Source organism: Kribbella sp. NPDC051718 (genome assembly GCF_040681515.1).
GTDB lineage: Bacteria > Actinomycetota > Actinomycetes > Propionibacteriales > Kribbellaceae > Kribbella.
Genome location: NZ_JBFAYZ010000018.1, coordinates 23821 through 44315, shown reverse-complemented (window position 1 = coordinate 44315; position 20495 = coordinate 23821). Strand labels below are relative to the sequence as shown.

General features: G+C 68.1%; 11 protein-coding genes. 4 read left to right on the top strand and 7 right to left on the bottom strand.

The features are described from left to right. Window positions 1-14: 14 nt before the first annotated feature. The 4 genes from AB0M15_RS40265 to AB0M15_RS40250 all read right to left on the bottom strand — a co-directional run bounded on the left by AB0M15_RS40265 (window position 15) and on the right by AB0M15_RS40250 (window position 11434). Complete coding sequence (locus tag AB0M15_RS40265) at window positions 15-6665, bottom strand: LamG domain-containing protein (RefSeq protein WP_363832036.1); 6651 nt, start codon at window positions 6663-6665, stop codon at window positions 15-17. A gap of 137 nt (window positions 6666-6802) precedes the next feature. Beyond that, on the bottom strand, window positions 6803-8437 hold the full coding sequence (locus AB0M15_RS40260; RefSeq protein WP_363832033.1) for an amidase: 1635 nt from the start codon (window positions 8435-8437) through the stop codon (window positions 6803-6805). Further along, window positions 8437-8739 (bottom strand): hypothetical protein, encoded by a 303-nt coding sequence (locus AB0M15_RS40255; protein ID WP_363832030.1) that lies wholly within the window; start codon window positions 8737-8739, stop codon window positions 8437-8439. The genes AB0M15_RS40260 and AB0M15_RS40255 overlap by 1 nt, the downstream gene beginning before the upstream one ends. A gap of 100 nt (window positions 8740-8839) precedes the next feature. Then, window positions 8840-11434, bottom strand: coding sequence for an MXAN_6230/SCO0854 family RING domain-containing protein (locus AB0M15_RS40250; RefSeq protein WP_363832027.1), 2595 nt, complete (start codon window positions 11432-11434; stop codon window positions 8840-8842). Between the two features lie 478 nt (window positions 11435-11912). Between AB0M15_RS40250 and AB0M15_RS40245 the strand changes: the two genes are divergently transcribed. Next, window positions 11913-13166, top strand: a complete 1254-nt coding sequence (locus AB0M15_RS40245; protein WP_363832024.1) for an MFS transporter — start codon at window positions 11913-11915, stop codon at window positions 13164-13166. Window positions 13167-13238: 72 nt separating this feature from the next. Here AB0M15_RS40245 and AB0M15_RS40240 read toward each other — a convergent pair whose 3' ends face one another. Then, window positions 13239-13424 carry a DEAD/DEAH box helicase gene (locus AB0M15_RS40240; RefSeq protein ID WP_363832020.1) on the bottom strand — a complete coding sequence of 62 codons (186 nt, stop codon included), beginning with the start codon at window positions 13422-13424 and terminating at the stop codon, window positions 13239-13241. A 117-nt stretch (window positions 13425-13541) separates the two neighbouring features. On the opposite strand from AB0M15_RS40240, the gene AB0M15_RS40235 reads away from it, so the two are divergent. After that, window positions 13542-14879 (top strand): GGDEF domain-containing protein, encoded by a 1338-nt coding sequence (locus tag AB0M15_RS40235; protein WP_363832016.1) that lies wholly within the window; start codon window positions 13542-13544, stop codon window positions 14877-14879. A 94-nt stretch (window positions 14880-14973) separates the two neighbouring features. Here the strand turns inward: AB0M15_RS40235 and AB0M15_RS40230 are convergent, their stop codons facing one another. Then, a complete protein-coding gene (locus AB0M15_RS40230) occupies window positions 14974-15948 on the bottom strand; it encodes a zinc-binding dehydrogenase (protein WP_363832013.1) in 975 nt (324 codons plus the stop codon). Between the two features lie 119 nt (window positions 15949-16067). Here AB0M15_RS40230 and AB0M15_RS40225 point away from each other — a divergent pair, with 119 nt between their 5' ends. Next, the gene (locus tag AB0M15_RS40225; protein ID WP_363832010.1) at window positions 16068-18968 is read left to right on the top strand and encodes a DEAD/DEAH box helicase; all 2901 of its coding nucleotides are present in this window, start codon (window positions 16068-16070) and stop codon (window positions 18966-18968) included. Next, window positions 18961-20199 (top strand): SWIM zinc finger family protein, encoded by a 1239-nt coding sequence (locus AB0M15_RS40220; RefSeq protein WP_363832007.1) that lies wholly within the window; start codon window positions 18961-18963, stop codon window positions 20197-20199. The genes AB0M15_RS40225 and AB0M15_RS40220 overlap by 8 nt, the downstream gene beginning before the upstream one ends. Here AB0M15_RS40220 and AB0M15_RS40215 read toward each other — a convergent pair. Further along, window positions 20194-20421: a DUF1801 domain-containing protein gene (locus tag AB0M15_RS40215; protein WP_363832002.1), complete on the bottom strand. Its 228-nt coding sequence runs from the start codon at window positions 20419-20421 to the stop codon at window positions 20194-20196. The two genes, AB0M15_RS40220 and AB0M15_RS40215, sit on opposite strands and share 6 nt — an antisense overlap. Window positions 20422-20495: the final 74 nt, after the last annotated feature.

Sequence of the window (20495 nt, the reverse complement as noted above, 5' to 3'; positions counted from 1 at the left end):
CGGCGAGGCGCTGGTCAGGCGAAGATCGGGGCAGTGGCGGGCAGCGTGGTGAGAACGAAACCGAGCTGGCGTTCGAGCGTGAATCCCTCACAGTTCTGCTGGAGGGAGACGAACTTCTCGCCGTTGATCGCGCACCGGTAGATCGGCTGGCTGGTCAGCCCGGCCGGAGCCGTCGTCCAGATGTTGCCGGTGGCACCCAGTACGGTCTTGCCCTCGCAGTCGGCCTGGTCGGACAGGAAGTTGTCGACCCCGTCCCGGCAGGCCATCAGCGGCTGCGTGCCAGCGGTGGTTGCCTTGGCCAACCAACCTTGCGGCCCTTCGTTGCGATAGCCCGGGTTGGCGTCGAATGTCGTGCTCAGGTGATCGACAGCGGTCGGGCTGTTGTACCTGGCCAGCCGCCCATAGGCGAGCGTGTAGCCGAGTACCTCGGTCTGTGTCCCGAGCCCCTCGCAGTCGGACTGGAGGGAGTCGATGCCCGAGCTGCAGTGGTACAGCGGCAGCGTCGACAGGTTGGTCGGCTTGACCGTGTACACCCGGCCGAAGTCCAGCACCTTGGTGTTGTCCCCCGCCGCCACCGGCGCTCCGAGCGACCGCTCGAAGTGGTAGCCGGCCCGGATCGGAGCATCGGTACTCCCCGTGTAGCGATCCCCGGCCGCGTTCAGGAACCGGGCGATCTGACCACCGGGCGGCTGCGGATACGCCGCCCGCAAGGCGATCTCGTCATCGGTCGCGATCCCCTGCTCGGTCCGTACTTCGTCGATCAGCCCGGTGAAGTAGTCGGCCGGATTGCCGTTGACCTCGGCCCGCCCGATCGTCAGCCCGCCCCAGGAGTTCACCACGGTCACGTCGTTCTTCGTGCCTGCCAGCTCGCCGTTGACGTAGAGGCGCAACTGGTGCGCCGCGTAGTCGTTCACCGCGACGAGATGCGTCCACTGGTTCAGTACCGCCGGCTTCGTCGCCACCGCGTACTTCGATGCCGCGCCGTCCGCATCCTGATCCGGGGTACCGAAGACCCAGCGCGCCTGACCCGGCCGGTACTGCAGGACGAACCCGCTCATCCGGTCACCGTCCTGGGCCAGCACCGTGGCGACCTTGTCGGCACGGGTCAGCTTGGCCCAGGCCGAGACGGTGTAGCTGTCCCGGGGCGGAGCGTTCCAGTACTGCGCGGTCGCAGCGCTCGCGCCGTCGAGTTGCAGCGCCTGGCCACCGACCTGGCCGACCGGGTAGGTCGGCGTGCCGCTCGCCGTCGTGGGGTTGGCGCGGAACGACCAGTCCCGGACGGTCCCGTCGTCGAACCGCCAGAAGCCCATCATTGCGGCGGCCGGCGCATCGTGCACCTTGCGCATCTCCCCATCGGACAGAGCCCGGTTGTACAGCTGAACCTCGTCGATACCACGCGGGAAGTAGTCGACCGGCCCACCGTTCCACTTGCCGCGTCCGATGGTCGTTACACCGGTCGAGGCAAGGGGCGTGACGCCGACCTGCGCCGCGGACAGCGCTCCGTTGACGTACAGCTTGAGTTGCTTGAGCCCGGCGTCGTAGACGAGGCCCACGTGGGTCCACAGTCCATTCGATACTTCCTGAGCCGACGTCAGCAGCACGTTGGCCGGGTTGTCCTGATCAGCCGTCGGGACGATGACCGCCCACCGGTTGAACTGGCTGTTGTACTGCAGCAGGAAGCTGCTGACGCGGTTCCCGTCCTGCGCGACGATCGTCCGGTTGCCCTGTCCGGGCAGGGTCAGGTAGACCCACGACGAGACGGAGAAGCTCTGCGCCGTGTTGAGCACCGGCGCCGCGGTTTCGGCGTACCCGCTGGTCCCGTCGAGCCAGGCGCTCGTGCCGGTCCGGCCGCCGGTCCAGCCCGTGCCACCCTTCATGGTCGCCGTCCTACCGTTGCCCGAGGCATCGGCGATGGTCGTACCGGTGCCCTCGTCGAACTTCCAGTACGCCGCCGGGTCCTTCGGCGCGGTCGGCGTCTCGCCACCGACCACCGGGTACGACGCGTACAACGCCTCGATCCGGGACTTGTCCAGCCCGCCGGTGTAGACCCGGACGTCGTCGATCTGCCCCGGCCAGTACTCCGCGGCTGCGCCGTCCACCCGGCCCCGACCGAGCTGCAGCCCGCCCGTAGCCGCCCACGGCTGATTCAGCGTGCCGTCGCCCTGCCGGGTCGCGTTGACGTACAGCCAGATCTGCTGCGCCTTCGCGTCGTACACGCCGACCAGATGCACCCAGCTGTTGATGTCCGACTGCACCGCCGAGACAGCCGCCTTCGTCACCGAGCCGTCGGCCTCCGGCATCTCGAACGTCCAAGCGCCGAACAGGTTGTTGTCGACGTCGGTCACATGGCCGAGCCGGAACTTGCTGGTCGCGCCGCCGTCGAGGCTGACCGCGGTGAGCCGGCACTGGAACTCGCCGCCGGGGTCGCAGATCTTGCGGAGCTTGACGAACGCCGAGACGGTGAAGCTCTTGGAGGTGTCGACGTCCACACCGGTCGTGGTGGCCGTGTCGTCCACTCCGTCGAAGTCGAGCGCGTTGCCCAGGTGCCCGACCACGTGGCTTGCTCCGGCCAGTGTTCCGGCGCGGGCACCGACCGAGTCGGCCGCAGCGGTGCCGCTCGGCTCGTCCAGGCGCCAGTTGTGCGCCAGGGTCAGATCACGACCGGCCATCGCGCGGATCTCGTCGGCGAACAGCACCCGGCTGTAGACGTTGACGTCGTCGATGGCGCCCGGGAAGAAGTCGACCTTGTCCCCGTTGCCCCACGTCGCCCGACCGATCTGGATCGGTCCGGCCGCGTAGTCCCAGGTGTGCTTGTACGCCTGGGTGCCGGCGAGCACGCCGTTCACGTAGATCGAGATCAGCCCGGCTGACGCATCGTAAACACCAGCCAGATGGGTCCACGCACCCAACTGCGGGGCCGGTCCGGTCGCTCGGGTCTCGGTGCAGTTCCAGCTGGCGTCGCAACTGCGCATCGCGACCACCCACTTCTTGTCCCAGGCAAGGTGCATGTTGAAGGCGCTGATCCGGCCGGCGTCCTGCGAGACCACCGCGGCGCCGTGGGCATCGGAGTCGAGTCGCACCCACGCCGTGGCCGAGAAGCTCTGCTTCAGGTCCAGAGCGGCCGGCGCGGAGACGTGAGCGGTCGTGCCGTTCAGCTTGAGCGACAGGTCGCTCGGCGCGGGGTTGGCGGTCTGGCCGCCGGTCCAGGCGACGCCGTCGCCGAGGGTTCCGTTCAGCGCCGGGGTCCGGCCGGAGGTGTCGTTCGCATTGCCGTCCAGCTTCCAGCTGCCGGCCGTGACGTTGCTGCGGGCAACGATGCCCTGGAGCTCGGACTCGGACAGCTCGCGGTTGTAGGCGCGCAGGTCGTCGACCGAGCCCACCCACGGACCGGTCAGGGTGCCACCCCACTTGCCCCGGCCTACGGTCAGCGGGCCGGTCGCGTTGAAGCCGGCGGGCTGGGCGACCGTACCGGCCAGCTTGCCGTCGACGTACAGCTTGATCTGGTGGGCCTGGGCGTCGTAGACACCGGCCAGGTGGGTCCAGACGTTGAGCTTGGCAGCAACGTTGGACACGATCTGGGCATCAGCGGCACGCGGAGTGCCGGTGTCCGCCGACGGGGAGAGGAACTCCCACTTGCCGACGCCGCCCACGGTGCGATAGCTGAGGAAAAACGCGCTGTTCACAGTCCCCTCGGCCGACATCGCCACCAGGGCCTGGCCCTCCGGCGGCGCCTGGGTCAGCTTCACCCAGCCGCCGACCGTGTAGCTCTGGTCGGTCCGCATGACCGGTCCGTTGGTCGCGGCGAAGCTGTTGATGTCGCCATCCAGCTGTACTGCGCCGCCCACGGCACCGCCACTCGTCGGGCCGGTCAGCGTCGCGTGGCCGTTGAGCACCAGGTCGGAGCCGCCGTCCACGTCGTTGCGGGCGGTCGTACCGGGCAGGTCGTCGAACTTCCACTGGCCGGTACGGACGTTGTCGCGGCCGACCGAGGCGCGGACGTCGGCGTCGGTCAGCGCGCGGTCGAAGACCTGCACCTCGTCGATCGAGCCCTTGAACCAGTCGCCGAAGTTGCCGTTCCATTTGTCCCGGCCGATCGTCAGCGGACCGCTCGCATGCCAGGCGTAGTTGGCCGGCACGGCTGCTTCGCTGACCTTGGCGCCGTTGATGTACAGCTTGATTTTGTTGTTCTGCTTGTCGTAGACGCCGGTCACCTGGCTCCAGCTCCCGACCGGCAGGGCCGGCCCCTGGGCCCAGACCGCGTTCGGGCTGTCCTTGTCCTCGCTGGTCAGCTGGAAGGTCGTCTTCTCGCCCTCAGCGCGGTAGTTCAGGTAGAACGAGCTGACCCGATCGCCTTCCTGGGTGGCGATTGCGGCCACCCCGTCGGTGACGGGCAGCGACTCCGGCTTGACCCACGCCGAGACGGAGAAGCTCTGATCGGTACGGACCGCGCTCGGCGCGGAGACCGAGTCGTCTAGCCCGTCCAGTCTGATCGCGTTGCCGAGCGCGCCGGTACCGTACGTCGGTCCGCCGGACAGCGTCCCGTCGTGGTCACCGAGGAACGCCGTGTCGTCCGCGTTGCCGTCGAACGGGTACTGCGAGTACGCGCCGTTGCCGGCCCGGACGTAGATGTGGTGGGTCGTGATGGGGCTCTTGTTGCCGGCCCGGTCGACGCTCTGCACGAAGATGTCCTGCGGACCGTCGAAGTCCGGAGTGAACGTCGCGGTCGCCGGTCCACCCAGGGCGCCGGTTGCATCGACCGAGTTGTTCGGCGGGTTGACCGTTCCCCACAGGTAGTGGTCGACGTCCGCAGTACCCGCGTCGGGCAGGGGCAGCGACGTGCGCTCGAAGGTCAGCGTGTCCGGTACGCCGACGCCGCCGTGCCAGCGGTTGTCCTGGCGATAGAGCCCGGCGCTGACCTTCGGCCCAGAGGACGGCGCCGTCTTGTCGACGATGAACGGGCCCGGCCCATGCACGAAGGCGCTGGACGCGAGGCGCTCGCCGTTGTCCTCGTTGGTGTCCCAGCCGCGGACGTACCACTCCATCGTCTTGCCGTCGGTCAGGTTCACCGTGGTGTCATGCATCGCGCCGTTGGCCTGCAGGCTTCCGTACCGCGTCTCGAGGGCGCCGTTGGTGTAGATGTCCCACTGCGGCAGCACGCTGTTGCCGTCCGGGTCGGACAGGCCGGCGATCAGCCGGATCGAGTTGCCGGCGAAGTACTGCTTGCCCGCACACCACTTGCAGGGGCTGGGCAGCGCGGGGTCGGTACGGACCGAGCCGGGCGTGTTCGGGGACGCGTTGAACCTGATCCGCAGCTTGGTCGACGCGGGGTCGTACTTACGCCAGAACACCGAGTTTCCCTCGTTGCCGGCCTGGATGTAGTACGTGGTCGGGCCGCCCGGGTTGATCTGGTTCGTGGGGACTCCGAAGGAGAACGGCTTCCAGCCGCCACAACCGCCCTTGTCGTTGGCCCGGGGCGCGTCGGCGCCGGCGATCTCCGGACCCTGCGGCATGTTGTTCCAGGTCGTACCGCCGTTCACCTGGCCGCTGACGTGCAGCGTATGCCAGCTGTCGGTGCAGTTGCCGCTGTGCACCACGGCGGTGTCGAGCCACACGCCCATGATCGCCTTGCCCTGCAGGATTCCCCCCGCGCCGGTGTCGAACTGGAAGTACGAGCGAGCTGTGCCGATGCCGTTGCAGTCACTGAAGTCGCACTTTCCGACCTGGGCGACGGTGTTGCCGCCGGGACTGGTGTTCGGGTAGGCGGTGCCCGGCTTGCCGGAGACGACCGAGGTCCAGAAGTTCTTGTCGTAGGTGGCCCAGTTCGGGTCGACCGTGATCGGGAACTTCGCCGTCGGGTCGCTCAGCAGCTTCTGGTCAGGGGTGAGCGTGAGCTTCTTGCCGGTGATCTGGACGGTTGCCAGCGACCGCTTCGTGCCCGCGTCCCACATCGCCGACGGCGGTGCGGTGAACGCGATCTGTCCCTTGGCGTCCTTGGCCTCCAGCCCACCGGTCTTCGTCGTCGCGACGGTCAGGCCGGTGGTCTGCAGACCGAGCTCGACCCGGGTCAGCTTCTTGGCCGCCGCAGTGTTCTTGACGACGAGGTGCTGGGTGTAGCCGGAGGCCTCGGCGGTCATCACGAGGTCGACGCCCGGGCGGACTTCCTTGTATGTCGCAGTGGCACCCGCGAGGTCTGGCGTCGGCAGGGTGCCCGGCCAGGTCAGCGCGAGTCGCTTGCCGTCCTTGCCGAAGGCCACCAGCGGGGCCGTCTTGCCGCCGCCGGAGAAGCTGACGTCCAGGGTCGTGGCCTTGGGACCGACCGAGCCGTCGGTACGGCGTACCAGGTCGGTCTCGACGCCGACCCAGGAGTCGCCCCGCTTGACCCGGACGGGGACCGGCGAGAGCTCGAGGTTCATCGCGCCGGTCGGGTCCGCGAAGACGGTCTGCTTCTCGGTCCGGAGGTTGGTGACCTCGACCTTGGAACCCTGCCTGCGCGCGGCCGACCGGGCGCCCTGTACGTCGGGCGCGCCGGCGACCGCCTTCGGCCGCGGCGCCGTCGCCGCGTCGGCGGTTCGGACGATCGGTGCCAGCGGCAACAGCGCTGCCAGCATCGCCACGGTGATCGCTCCCGCGACGCGCTTGCCCAGATATCCCTGCAACGGACCCACGGCCCACCCCTCCAGTCACGGCGGGCTGTCACCCCGACAGCCATCGCCGGAGAGGACGCTAGATGGGCGCGGGCCGGCGCGCATCACATTCCACCGTGGCTGAAAGGGCAGCCGTGGGCAATCGATATCCAGGCCGTTTACTGCATGAGTTCCGGTACCTCCTCCGCGCGGATCCGGCCGCGGTCCTGGCCGGCCGTCCTTCCGGCCGTCCTCGTCCGTACGTCGCCACCCTGCGAGTCCGCCGCTCCGGCCTGCGGGTCCTTGGGTCGCCGCTGGTGCCAGTCGGTCAGCGCCTGGTAAGCAGCGGCGACGGCCAGCAACCGCTCCTCGCCGAACGGCTTGCCACCCAGAATCGTGCCGATCGGGACTCCCTTGGCGCTGAAGCCGATCGGCAGGGCCAGCTCCGGGAGGCCGATCGAGTCGAACGGGTTGGGACTGGTCTGCACCACGACATCGCACTGCTCGAAGAGGTCGTCGAGCACCCGTCGCAGCAGCAGCACCTTCGCGCGCTGGCCGATCAGGTACTCGTCGGCGCCGAGCAACGCGCCCTGCAACCAGCCCGTCACCGAGACGCCGAAGCCACGAAGGTCGGCTCGCAGCGTGGGGAGGAACGGCTCGCTGCGTTCGGGGAGCCGGACGTTGTTGAAGGCGGCGTTGGTGAGGACGTCCCACTCGTCGGGCAGGGTGACGTCGACGACGCGGAGGTCCTGGACGTCGGCCAGGGTGTCGAGGGCGGCTCGGCGGGCTGCTGCCACCTCGGTGGTGCCGGCCGTGAAACCGGGGATGACGCCGACCCTGGTCTTCCAACGGACGCGGACCTTGCGGTTTCGGAGTACGGGGGTGGCTGCGGTGATCAGGTCGGGGACCGGCGGGAGGCCTTGGGTGCGGGGGTCGTTCGGGTCCTCGCCGGCCATCGTGGTCAGCATGATCGCCGCGTCCTTGGCGTCTCTGGCGAGCGGGCCGGGGTGGTCGCGGGTGTAGCTGAGCGGCACGATGCCGTGCAGGGAGACCCGGCCCATCGTGGGTTTGAGACCGGTCAGATTCTGTGCGTTCGAGGGCGCGATGATCGAGCCGCCGGTCTGCGTGCCGACACTCGAGGTCGCCATCCGCGAGGCCACGGCGGTGGCGGATCCGGATGACGAGCCACCTGGGTCGGTGCTGGGATCCTGCGGCGTCCACGCGTTGACCGTGGTGATCCGGCCGTCCGGGGTGGTCGCGCGGGTGGTGGCGAGTGGGCCCATCTGGGTCTTTCCGATGACGATGCCACCGGCTGCTGTGAGTTTGCGGACTGCGGTGGCATCGAAGGGTGGGACGAACTTCTCGAACAGGTAGGAGTTGGCCGTCGTCGGGATGCCGCGCGTGTAGTAGTTGTCCTTGATCGCGAGCGGGATGCCGTGGAGCGCGCCGCCTCTGCTGCGACCGAGCTGCTTGGCGCGGGCGAAGGCTTCGTCGGCGAGGACGAGGTTGAACGCTTGGTAGATCCCGTCGTACGAGCCGATGCGGGCGAGGTAGGCCTCGAGCAGCTTCTCGGGCTTGAGCTGGCCGTTGCGGATGAGGGTGGCGGCCTCGGCGATGGTCAACTCGGTGACGTCTAGTTGCGCCTCCGGGCGGACTGGGGCGGTGGCGGTGTCCTGTAGTGGCGTGGTGGTCGGACCGGCGTACGCGATCTCTGGAAGCGCGACGGTGCCGACGGCTGCGACCGCGGCCAGTGCGCTGGCTCGGTGGAGGAAGGACCGGCGGTCGACTCGGGTGTCCTGCGGGGCGTCGTCCATCAGGACTGCCGCTTGATGTCGATGGACGGGTAGAGGGACGGCGGTGAGAGTTGCTGGGCCAGTGCGGCGCGGTCCTCGTCACCGTCGAGGCCCGGTACTGCGAATTGGTACGCGGCGAGCGGCACGACGGTCGTCCGGACGAAGCTGCGGAGGCCGGCGAGCGCGGTGTCGCGGCCGGGGCTGCCCGTCTCGGGGTCCGGCTGGGTGCCGGGCGGGAGTTGATCGAGATCGATGCCGAGGGAGGCGAGACGCGCGCGGATCAGCACGTCCAGCTCGGCGTCCGTGGGTTGGCTCAACGTCACCGGAGTACTCCTCAAGTCTGCGGCGGAAACCTGCAGACTTGTTATGTCACGACATATGAGTCGCCACATTTCCCCGATGTCGCAACCTTGTTAAGCCTGGCTAGTGGGTCGGGAGGGTGGCTCGGGTGTCTGGGGCGAGCGTGGCGAGGAGGTGGGGGGCGTCGATGAGGTTGAGGTTGGCTGGGTCGAGCAGGTGGGGGTGGAGGGCGTAGACCTCGGCGCCTGACTTGGGGTCGATGTCGCCGTTGACGACCGCGGCGAAGTCGGCCCGGTTGGCGGCGTCGAGATCCCAGTGACGGTCGGGCTCGAGGCGTGCGGTCAAGCGGCGGGCGAAGTCGGCGACCTCCTCGGTGTCACCGCGCAGGCAGCCGACGATCGAGTTGTCGGCGCAGCGCACGACCACCTCGTTGGTACGAGCGGCCGCGTGCCAGCAGGACAGCTCCCACAGGCTGACCCGATCGCCGGCGCCGTGCACTTCCTCCATCGCCGCCGCCATCAAAGCGATGTGGCCGCCGTAGCGCGCGACGTTGTGCCCGTACCCGGCGGCGCTGAGGTTGACGTCGTACCAGCGGAGTTCTTTCGTACGCAGGTCGATGCCGAACGGCAGCAGGATCTTCGCCGGGCCGGTCAGATCGAATCGCTCCTCCACCGCCGACGGATCGAACAACCCCGCCGGCTGCCGCATCACCCCGACGAAACCACGCTCCAGATGCTCGAAGGCGACGTCGTTGTAGCTGAACACCACCGGCAACACGTACCGCCCGCCGACCCGCTGCACCGCGACAAGATCCAGGTCGACGAACTCGGTCGCTCCCAGCGGCAACGGCGCCGACGTCAGATCACCCGAGTGCACCAGCGCGTCCTGATCGAACCGGTACCGCGTGTAGTCGCACAACCCGACGAACGCCCAGTCCTCGTCGAACACCGCGACCGACAGATCGAGATCGACCCGCCGCCCCTCGGGCTCGACCCAATGCAGGAAGAGCCGCAGCAGGTCGTCTTCCGGGATCGGTTGTGAACTCCCCCGGGTCATCCGCAGCAACGACGAGGACGTACTCCGCTCCGACCCCGGCGCCGTGAGCCGGGACAACTCCTCATCCAGGAACGCCCGCCGCACCCGAGGCAAAGCCGTTGCCCGCCGCAACAACTCTCCCACCAGTACTGTGCCCAGCGCCGCCGCCAAGTCGGCCGGCAACGGCTCCCGCTCGTCGACCACCGTCCAGATCCGCGTCGTTCCCCCACGTGGAAAGAACAGCCGCAGATCGCCCGGCGGCGTACGGACCTGCCCGAGCGCCGCCGTCAACACCACTGGCGAAACATCGGACACCGCAGTCGCCACAGCCTCGACCAACGTCGCCTGCGAATCCGCTGGCACCGCCCGAGCCAGCTGCACCAACCGCCGCACCAACTCCCCCGGACGCCGACGCAACAACTCCAACGCCAACTCAGGCCGCCCATCCGCGAACGCCCCCTCAACCCGACTCGCGAAGGTGCTCATCACGAGCTTGCTGTCTTCGAGCCGGATCAGCGGATGACGGGCACTCTCACTAAAGACCGCCCGACCCGCTGGAGTCGTCGCGTCAAGCTTCGTCTTGCGCACTACCGCGAACGCCAGCGCTGCAACTGGATAGCGGGCAGCGAACTCGAACGGGTGCAGGTTTTCCGCGACCCGCTTCCACGCCCGCTCATGCCGCAACATGTCCTCGACCAGCAACTCCACCGGCAGCCGATCGAGCCTCCCCAGCACCGTACGCCGAATTGCCCGAGGCAACGAGCGCCGTCGCACCGGCGGCGTCCGCAACCCAGGATCCGCCCCCATCAGCACGTACAGCAACCGCAGCGCGTCCGTCGCCGTCTGCACCAACTCGTCGACCAGCGAAGGAAATCGCGGCATCAACTCGGCCAGCACGACCGCCCGGGTCTCGCGCACCGGAATCACGTCCGGCAACCACCCCGGATCCGCCTCGGCAAGCAACACGACAAGATCCGCCCGGTCGCGTGCCGACAACGGCGCCCGCCGGCCAAGCAACTCGGCCGCCGTACTCCGGACCGCATCCGCCGGCGCGAGCGACAGCAACCGCAGCCGGCCAGCCCGCGCCGACCCCGACCCCGACGCCGAGCCCGACGCTGACGCCGACGTCTCGTCGAACGGAGGCTCGAGGAACGGATCGTCGAGGTCGATGCGTCGCAGGCACAGCGGGCAGGCGCTGAAGTCGGCGCCGTCCCAGCACGACCAGCAGACCAGATGCGCGCACGGCGATACCGGATGGACCGTCTTCGCCTCGCCACAGAGAACACATGGCTGCTCCGGCTCCTGCAGCAGCCGGGCGAAGACACGATCGATGTAGAAGGTCTCGGTGTTGCCCGACACGCTCTCGGGGAAGCCACGGAAGAGCGGCACGTGGGAGGCGCTCGCGCCCGACTCCTCGTCGAGCAACTCGAGCACGGCCTTGCCGAGACCGGCCAGGACGAGCGGACTCAGACCCGCGCAGTGGCGGTAGAGGTCGGCGGACAGCAGCAGCCCGCGCTGGATGAGGTCGGCCTGCAGCGCGGTCAGTCCGGCCTGGGTGCTCATCGGGTGGCGGAGCCAGTGCCAGGCGGATCGGCGTACCGGCGGCGTGAGGCGGGTGGCGTCGACCAGCCGTCGGCGGCGCAACAGCAACGCGGCCAAAGCTCTGCTTGATTCATTTCCCACCCCACCACCCCGCTCTTGCATGGCGGCCTCCCCGAGGGTGCCCGAACGGCGGGCGAAAGCGTCACGGACATGAGCGCCAGGGGCGGAGAGCGAACGCGCTACATGCCTGGTGAAGGAGAAGGAAGCACGTCCAGGAGCCGCCCCTGGCAATCAGAACGCTACCGGGCCCCACCGACAGTTTTGGCTGAACCTTCCGGGAAGAACGTCACCGGAGACGAAAGAGGTCCGGCACCAGGGTCGGGGCCGCCCCGCCCAGACCCCGGTACCAGACAACTCCAGGATAGAGGTGCCGGACAAGGAGTGCTGCACCGGCTGCCACTTTTGACACTGATCTGCCCCTTCAAACCCTTGAATTCTGCACACCAGTGCCAACGGTGGTACTTACCAGTGACCGGGTGCTCGCTCACCGCGATCAACCGACCGCGCGGGAAAACCCTAGGTCTCACGGCACGGAGGTGTCGGGCTACGGATAGTGGTTATGTTCGAAGGTGTGGCGGATGCGGCGGTGGCGAAGGCTCGGTGGCGGGACGTGTTCGGTCACGCCGAGTTCCGGGCGCTGTTCATGGCCGGCGTACTGTCCGTCATCGGCGACCAGCTCGCCCGCGTCGCCCTGTCGGTGCTCGTCTTCGACCGGACCGCGTCGGCCGGGCTGACAGCTCTCGCCTATGCCTTGACGTACGTTCCGGATCTGCTCTTCGGGCCGCTACTGGCCGGATTCGCCGACCGCTACCCGCGGCGACGGGTGATGATCGTCACGGACCTGGCCCGCGCAGTGCTCGTGGCCTTGATGGCCATCAACGCGCTGCCGCTACTGGTCGTCATCCTGCTGCTGGTCGCACTGCAAGCGTTCGGCTCGCCGTTCAACGCCGCACGGGCCGCAACCCTCCCGGTGGTACTGCCAGACGACCACTACGTCCTGGGCAAGGCCGCGAACGACATGGTCGTCCAGTTCAGCCAGGTGCTCGGCTTCGGAACAGGCGGTCTCGCAGTGGTCGCGGTGGGGACCTCCGGAGGCCTGCTGGTGGACTCCGCGACCTTCCTATTGTCTGCAGCCTTCATCGCTTTCGGCGTACGGTCGCGCCCCGCGCCCACCCAGACCTCCGAGGACGAGCCCAGGCGCAGCTACCTGAAGGACCTAGCCGCCGGAGCATCTCTGGTCGCCCGTACGCCGTCCTTGCGGTCTTTGGTCGCGCTGGCCACTGTTGCCGGGTTCTACGTCACGGTGGAGGGCCTGGCCGTGCCCTACGCAGCCGAGATCGGTGGCGGGCCAGAGGCGGCCGGGCTCCTGCTGGCCGCCCAGCCGGCCGGTGCCGTCCTGGGGATGTGGCTCATCACCCTGTGGGTGCCTGAACGCCGCATGCGATTCCTGGGACCGCTGGCCATCCTCGCCTGCGTTCCGTTGGTGTTCTGCGCGCTCCAGCCAGGCCTGCTCGTCACGATGGTGCTCTGGGCGCTGTCCGGCGCCGCATCGGCGTACCATCTGCCGGCCAGCGCGAGCTTCGTCCAGGCCGTGCCCGACAACCAGCGCGGGCAGGCCTTCGGCGTCGCGAGCACCGCTCTGCGGACCAGTCAGGGCCTCGGAATCCTGCTCGCCGGGCTCTTGGGCGAGCGATTCAGCCCGTCCACCGCATTGGCGACGATGGGCGCCGTGGGTGCATTGGCGGCGGTCGCGGCGGGCGCCGCCTGGCGGCGTGCCCGCCGAATTCCGGCCGACTCCGTAAAATCGATGTAAATCGATTCCTGAAACCCCGGACCGGAAATCAGTCCGGCCATCCGTAAAGGGACGGTAAAGATTTACTTTTCGTCACCAGTCGTTACCGCCGCCGGCCGCCGGGACGAACCAGTCGTTGCCACCGGCGAACCAATCGTTCCCGCCGCCGGTGAACCAGTCGTTACCGCCCGTGAACCAGTCGTTTCCCCCGTGGAACCAGTCGTTGCCGCCGGTGAACCAGTCGTTGCCGGTACCGGTCGTACGCGCTGCCTTGCTCATGATTTCTCGACCCTTCGAAGAGGTGGTTCGGTAGAATGAATCCGGATTCAGGGGTGACCTGCCGTGAACAGGCCGTTACGATGAACGCATAACCGTTCAGGTCGAACTGTGAGGCTCATGATGATTCTGATCGGTCGGAGCAGCTGGGTGCCACCCCGGCAATGGAAGCTCTGGTCGTTGCCGGCCGCCGCGCTGGGATATGTGATTGCGATTGATTTGATCGCGGTCACGATTACCACAGTGGCCGTGCGCGCGACACTGACCGGACCACATGCCGGTGTTACTTCGTCAGAATGGGCCGCCTTCGCCGTGCTGGCGGCCGCCTCGACGCTGCACCTGGAGTCCGCCCGCGGGATCGAGCGGCGCCGGGAGATGGCCGCCAACACGTCCCCGCACACGAACCTGAAGTGCCTGTGGGTCTTCGCCAGCCTGCTGTTGCTGCCGCTGTCGCTGGTCGTCCCGCTGATCGTCTGGTCGTACCTGTACTCGTGGTTCCGGGTGTACGGCCGCACCGTTGCCCACCGCAAGATCTTCTCCACGTCCACCTACGTCCTGGCCAGCGCCGCCGCTGCCGCCGTCCTGCGGGCGGGTGGGCTGATCGCCGAGCCTCGTGTCCCGACCAGTTTCTGGACCCTGCTAGTCGTGATCGCCGCCGCGGCGACCTGGTGGCTGGTCAACTACGCGCTGGTGATCGGCGCGATCCTGCTGGCCTCCCCGGAGGCGACCGCCCGCCAAGCGCTGGGCGAGCTGTCCGACCAACTGGTGGTCTGCGCCGGCCTGGGCCTCGGTGTGGCGATCGCCGCGATGCAGTCGTCATACCCATGGGTCGTCCCCGTGCTGATGGTGACGGTGCTCGCGCTGCACCGCGACCTGCTGCTCCCCCAGTACCAGCGCGCGGCCGGCACGGACGTCAAGACCGGCCTCGCCAACCCGTCGTACTGGGCCAGTGCGGTCCCGGTGGAGCTCGCCCGGGCCGAGACGCTGCGCAGCACGGTCGGGCTGCTCATGCTCGACCTGGACAAGTTCAAGGAGATCAACGACACCTACGGGCACCCAGCGGGTGACCAGGCGCTCAAGGCGGTCGGTGAGAGCGTCCGGGCCGAGGTGCGCCAGGGTGACCTGGTCGCGCGCGTCGGTGGCGACGAGTTGGCGGTGCTGCTGCCCGGTGCCTCGGAGACCGAGGTGCTGGAGGTCGCGGAGCGGATCAGGGACCGGCTGGCCACCCTGACCGTCTCGGTCAGTACGACGGGAACGCAGAAGACGATCATCACCGGCGTACCGGCATCGTTCGGTGCTGCCGTCTACCCGGAGGTGGCGGCGACGATGGACCAATTGATCCTGGCCGCCGACAACGCGCTGCTGACTGCGAAGCGAGCGGGCCGCAACACGATCGTCACCGCGCGTCCACTCCCGCCTGCCGTCGGCGAGCGCTCCGACCAACCGGTCGGCGACTGAGCGTAGTACCGCCTCACGCAGCGACATGGGTCCGCCCTCCTCAAGGCGCTGGTGTCTAGCCAGTGCCCCGAGGAGGGATTGGTCTAACGCGTGGTCATCGAATCCTGATCAAAGCCTTACCGAGCAGTGACCGCGACTCGACTGCGGTGTGCGCCTCGCCGAGCTGATCGAGAGCGAAGGTCCGGTCGATGACCGGGATCAGATCGCCCTGGCCGGCCCGCTTCAGGACGTCGGCGCCGGTGATGGTGGTGTCGAGGTTGTCGAGCCGCAGATCCATGATGCCCTTGACGGTGATGTCGCGGCGCTCGGCTTCGGCCGGGTCGTATGGTGCGAAGCCGCCGCTCGCGGCGCCGTGCGCGGAGAACCAGCCGCCGTCCTTCACGGTGCTGAACGCGGCCGCGCCGAGCTCTCCCCCGGCGCCCTCGAAGACGACGTCTACGCCATCGCCATTGGTTGCCTCCAGCACCAACTTCTGCCAGCCCTCGACGCTGTAGTCGATCACCACGTCGGCGCCCTGAGCCTTGACGAGGTCGAGCTTGGCCTGGCCTCGCGCTGCCCCGATGACGTGCGCGCCGGCCTTGTGCGCAACCTGCACCAGCAGCACCCCCATGCCGCCGGCCGCGGCCGTGATCAGCACCTCTTTCCCTTGCAGATCAGGCGAAAGCCGCTCAAGCAGCAACGTGGTGAACCCATCACCGAACACCGCCACAGCGGTCTCGAGATCCAGTTCATCCGGTACTTCGACAAGCTCCTCGTCCGCAGCGACCCCAACCTCCGCATGCGCGCCGAAGTCGACGGTCCGACCGGCCACTCGGCGTCCGACCCATCGCTCGTCAACCTCCGGCCCGACCTCGCGGACCGTTCCACCGAACGAGTTGCCAGGCACGTACGGCGGCTTCACATCGAAGAATCCCCCGTGCTCCCCCTTCCGAATGGCCGTCTCGACGAAGATCAGATCGGTCAGCTCGATCTCGACAAGCACCTGCCCCGCACCCGCGATCGGCTCCGGCCAATCCTGAACTTCGATGACCTCGACCCCACCGAACTCCGTCACTACCGCTGCCCGCATCTGCCTGGCCCCATCCCGTCGCCGTCTCTTACCTGCTGTCGGCGCTGAGCCTGCAACCTCAACATCAGTTCAGGTCAAGCGAGCGCGGGCTGTCGGTGGCGATGGGTAGGGTTCGTGAGGTGTTAGAGGTCACGTTCAAGCCCGCCGACCCGCCCCGCGCGGGGCGCTTGGTCCTGTACGGCGACCTGACGACCGCCGGCCTGATCCCCCAGGAGAAAGTCGAACTCGTCGTCCCCCGAGGAGACGGAATCCGCCGCACCCAGGTCCCCGCGCTGACCATCGGAGTGGCCGAAGGCCTGGCCTTCCTCCAACGCCACAGCGACGAAGGCGCCAGCGCCAGCGGCGTCGGCTACGGCTCCGGGGGCGGCGGTGTCGGTGTGGGTGACGGGTCGGCTAGCTTGCGGGCGTGGGCGGCTGCTGCATTGGCTGGGGTTGGGTTGATTGGGCGGGGGCGGTTGGTGCCGGATGTGAGTCCATCCGGGTTCGGGGCTTGGCGGGTGGCGCCGTTGGATCCGGCGGATCATGGGTGGTTGCGGAATCTGGCGGCGGCGATGCCGGCGACGGGCCACGCGTTGGCGATCGAGGGGTCGCGGCCGCTTCGGTTGGTGGATCCTGAGCAGCTGGTTCGGGCCTTTTGGGATGCGCTGGCCGACACGTTGGTGCGGACGCCCGCGGCGGCGCTCGCAGTACGGGCTGGTACTGCCGCCTTTGCCGACGTTGAGCCGATCGAACTGACCGGGTCGACGGCTTGGCTCGAGGAGACAGCTCGGAGCGAAGCAGCCGGCGCACGCCTAGTACTACGAATCGAACCACCCACAACCACCGAGTCGGCCGCGGGCGACGACGAGTTCAGGGCTGTGTTGCAGCTGCGGAGTGGGGTGGATCCCAGTCTGTTGGTGGATGTGGCCGAGGTGTGGAACGCACCCCCGGCGGTGTTGGCGGCTTTGGGTGAGCGGGCTGAGACGGATCTCCTGCTGGCTTTACGTCGGGGGGCTCGGGTGTGGCCGCCGCTGGGGGCTGCGTTGCGGGATGCGGCGCCTTCGGAGGTACCGGTTGGGGACGAGGCGCTGGATGAGTTGGCTGGGGACAGCGATGCGCTCGACGGTGCTGGGATCGAGGTGTTGTGGCCGGCTGAGTTGTTCGCGGGCGAGTTGGCGCTGCGGGGCGCCGTCCAAGCAACACCGACTCCGGGCGCGGTGACTGGTCCAGACTTCAGCTTGACCGATCTGCTTGCTTTCAGATGGCGGCCGACGCTGGACGGGCAGGAGCTGACAGAGGCGGAGGTCGCCGCGCTGGCCGAAGCGAAGCGGCCGATGATCCGGATGCGTGGGCGGTGGGTGCGAATCGATCAGGAGCTGGTTCGCAAGCTGCGGCAGGGCGGGTCGCGCAAGCTTTCCGGAGCCGAGGCGCTGGGTGCCGCGTTGACCGGTTCGCTGGAGATCGACGGTGAATTGGTCGCGTTCGACGCCGACGGCTCACTGCTGACGATGGTCGAGCGATTGCGAACCGCCGAACAACCAGAGCCGATGGCTGAGCCGATCGGGCTGCGGGCGACGTTGCGCGACTACCAGCGGCGAGGGGTCGCGTGGATGGCGCAGCTGGCAGAGCTCGGGTTCGGCGGCTGCCTCGCGGACGACATGGGGCTGGGCAAGACGATCCAGGTGATCGCCCTGCACCTCCAGCTGTCTCAACGCGGCCGCGGGCCGACGCTCGTCGTCTGTCCATCGACGCTGCTCGGAACGTGGGAGCGGGAGCTGACGAAGTTCGCGCCCGGCGTTCCGGTACGCCGGTACCACGGAGCCGGCCGGTCCTTGTCCGACCTGGCGCACGACGAGGTGGTGCTCACGACGTACGGGGTGGTGCGTCAGGACCATCACGTCCTGGGTGAGATCTTCTGGGGACTCGCCGTCGCGGACGAGGCGCAGCATGCGAAGAACCCGTTGTCCCGCACGGCTCGTGCCTTGCGAACGTTGCCCGCAGCAACCAGGTTGGCGCTGACCGGAACGCCGGTGGAGAACCGCCTGTCGGAGCTCTGGTCGATCCTCGACTGGGCGGCGCCGGGGTTGCTCGGGACGCTGGACCGGTTCCGGCACGACGTCGCAGTACCGGTCGAGCGATACCACGACGAAGAGGCGACGGCCCGGCTGGCGCGGGTGACGCGACCGTTCCTGCTGCGGCGGAAGAAGAGCGATCCCGGGATCGCGCCCGAGCTGCCGCAGAAGACCGAGCACGACGTCGTCGTACCGCTGACCGCCGAGCAGGCGACCCTTTATCAAGCGGTCGCCAAGGAAACCCTGGCCAAGATCGAGGAAGCCGAAGGCATCGCGCGCCGCGGCCTCGTCCTGAGTCTGCTCACCCAACTCAAGCAGGTCTGCAACCACCCCGCACAGTTCCTCCACGAGCCCGGCCCGCTACCGCGCCGCTCCGGCAAACTCGCGGCCCTCGACGAGCTACTCGACGTCATCCTCGCCGAGGGCGAGTCGGTCCTGATCTTCAGCCAGTACGTCGAAATGTGCCGCCTGATCGAGGCGCATCTGGCCGCGCGGCAGGTGCGCACCCTGTTCCTCCACGGCGGCATCGGCGTCCGGAAACGAGAGCAGCTGGTCGAGCAGTTCCAAGCCGGCGAGGCTCAGGTCTTCCTTCTGTCGTTGAAGGCCGGCGGGGTGGGCCTGACGCTTACGAAGGCGACCCACGTCGTCCACTACGACCGCTGGTGGAACCCAGCCGTCGAAGACCAGGCAACAGACCGCGCCTACCGGATAGGCCAAGACAAACCAGTCCAAGTCCACCGCTTAGTCACCGAAAACACTCTGGAAGACCGCATCTCCACAGTCATAGCCACCAAACGCCAACTGGCCGACGCAGTAGTCGGCTCCGGCGAAGCGTGGCTCAGCGAACTCTCCGACACCGAACTGACAGAGCTGGTCGAGCTGTCGACCACCCCAGCAAAGTCGGGCGCCGCCAGCGCCTACAACCCTTCAGCGGTGGGACGTACACCCTCGGCGGTGGCCGATGAGTGACCGGACGCCTTGGCAGGGGTGGCGGGACAGGGATCGGGAGAATGCTGGGTTGCCGGCGGCTAAGGGGGCTGGGGCTCGGCGGCCGTTCGGGGGGACCTGGTGGGGCAAGGCGTGGTTGGCTGCGTTGGAGCGGCAGGCTCAGCTTGATCCGAACCGGTTGGGGCGGGGACGGTCGTACGCGCGGCGCGGGAGCGTGCTGGAGATGGTGGTTGATCCGGGGGTGGTGCGGGCGTCGGTACAGGGCAGCCGGGTTACGCCGTATGTGGTGACGGTGAAGATCCGGGCGTTCGATGAGGGCGAGTGGGATGCGGTGCTTGAGGTCGTGTCGGCGCAAATCGGGCGGGTTGCTGCGCTGCTCGACGGGGAGTTGCCGCCGGAGTTGGTGGATGACGCGCAGGCGGCGGGGCTCGAGCTGTTGCCGGATGCTGGTGAGGTACGGACGGATTGCAACTGCCCGGATTTTGCTGTGCCCTGCAAGCATTCTGCGGCCGTCTGCTATCTGATCGCCGATGCGCTGGACGAAGATCCGTTCGAGCTGCTTCTCCTGCGCGGCAAGCAGAAGGACGAGTTGCTTTCGGCGCTGAGAGCTCGCCGCTCGACACCGGCCGGCGAGCCACCTGCCATCAAACCCAAGCCAGTCGGCGTCGTCGCGAAGGCCGCTTTCGCCAGAGCGCCCGGACCGATCCCGATCCCTGTACGCCCGTTGAACCAACCAGGCGCGCCAACCGCTGTACAGGTGCTCGAGCCGCCACGGCAATCAGGTGTCGATGGCAAGGACCTCGTCGCGCTGGCCACCGACGCAGCAAGACGGGCCTGGGAGTTGGCCGTCGGCGACGGCGACGGCGGGCTCAGCCTCACGCGCGATCAAGACCTCGCCCGGAGAGCCTCCGCCCTACTCGGTACGCCCGCACTGGCCGACCTAGCACACCGAGCCGGCCTCACGGCCCGCCAACTGACAACCTGGGCAGTCGCCTGGCGCGAGGCCGGCGCCGGCGGCCTCGCGATAGCAACCACCCCACCAACCACCATCGCCCCGGCTGCAACTGCGCTTATGGCCGAGGGGTTGACGATGCTCGATGGTGTGGTTGAGGGGAACTGGATTACGGCGGAGCGGGCTCAGCTGCGGCTCGGGCCGGACGGGCTCTGGTACTTGTTCACCAAGCAGTTCAATGACTGGATGCTGAGCGCACCGCCATCCCCGGACCCGGCAGAGCTACTCGGCCGCTCATGAGACAGGTGGGATCGGGTAGAGGGAGATGTGTTTCTTCCAGCCGCTGAAGTACAGCAGGGACTTTCCGTCCAGGGTGATCGCCGGGATCTGGTAGCTGATCTTCTCACCGGCCCCGGACACCACGCCGTGGATCGTCCGTCGTACCTGCTCCAGGATCTCCTGGACCTCGGCCGGGAACGTCGCGATGTACTCGTCGACACTCTGATAATCCGTGGACGCCATGCAGTCATCGTGACCGCTAGCACACAGCGGGGCAATCGCCAAGCCTTGCCGTCTGGGTCGAAAAGGTAGCGGCT

Excerpts from the sequence above, each read along its gene's own strand:
- AB0M15_RS40260 (WP_363832033.1), bottom strand. The coding sequence starts at position 8,437 with ATGGACGACGCCCCGCAGGACACCCGAGTCGACCGCCGGTCCTTCCTC.
- AB0M15_RS40245 (WP_363832024.1), top strand. The coding sequence starts at position 11,913 with ATGTTCGAAGGTGTGGCGGATGCGGCGGTGGCGAAGGCTCGGTGGCGG.
- AB0M15_RS40240 (WP_363832020.1), bottom strand. The coding sequence starts at position 13,424 with ATGAGCAAGGCAGCGCGTACGACCGGTACCGGCAACGACTGGTTCACC.
- AB0M15_RS40235 (WP_363832016.1), top strand. The coding sequence starts at position 13,542 with ATGATGATTCTGATCGGTCGGAGCAGCTGGGTGCCACCCCGGCAATGG.
- AB0M15_RS40230 (WP_363832013.1), bottom strand. The coding sequence starts at position 15,948 with ATGCGGGCAGCGGTAGTGACGGAGTTCGGTGGGGTCGAGGTCATCGAA.
- AB0M15_RS40220 (WP_363832007.1), top strand. The coding sequence starts at position 18,961 with ATGAGTGACCGGACGCCTTGGCAGGGGTGGCGGGACAGGGATCGGGAG.
- AB0M15_RS40215 (WP_363832002.1), bottom strand. The coding sequence starts at position 20,421 with ATGGCGTCCACGGATTATCAGAGTGTCGACGAGTACATCGCGACGTTC.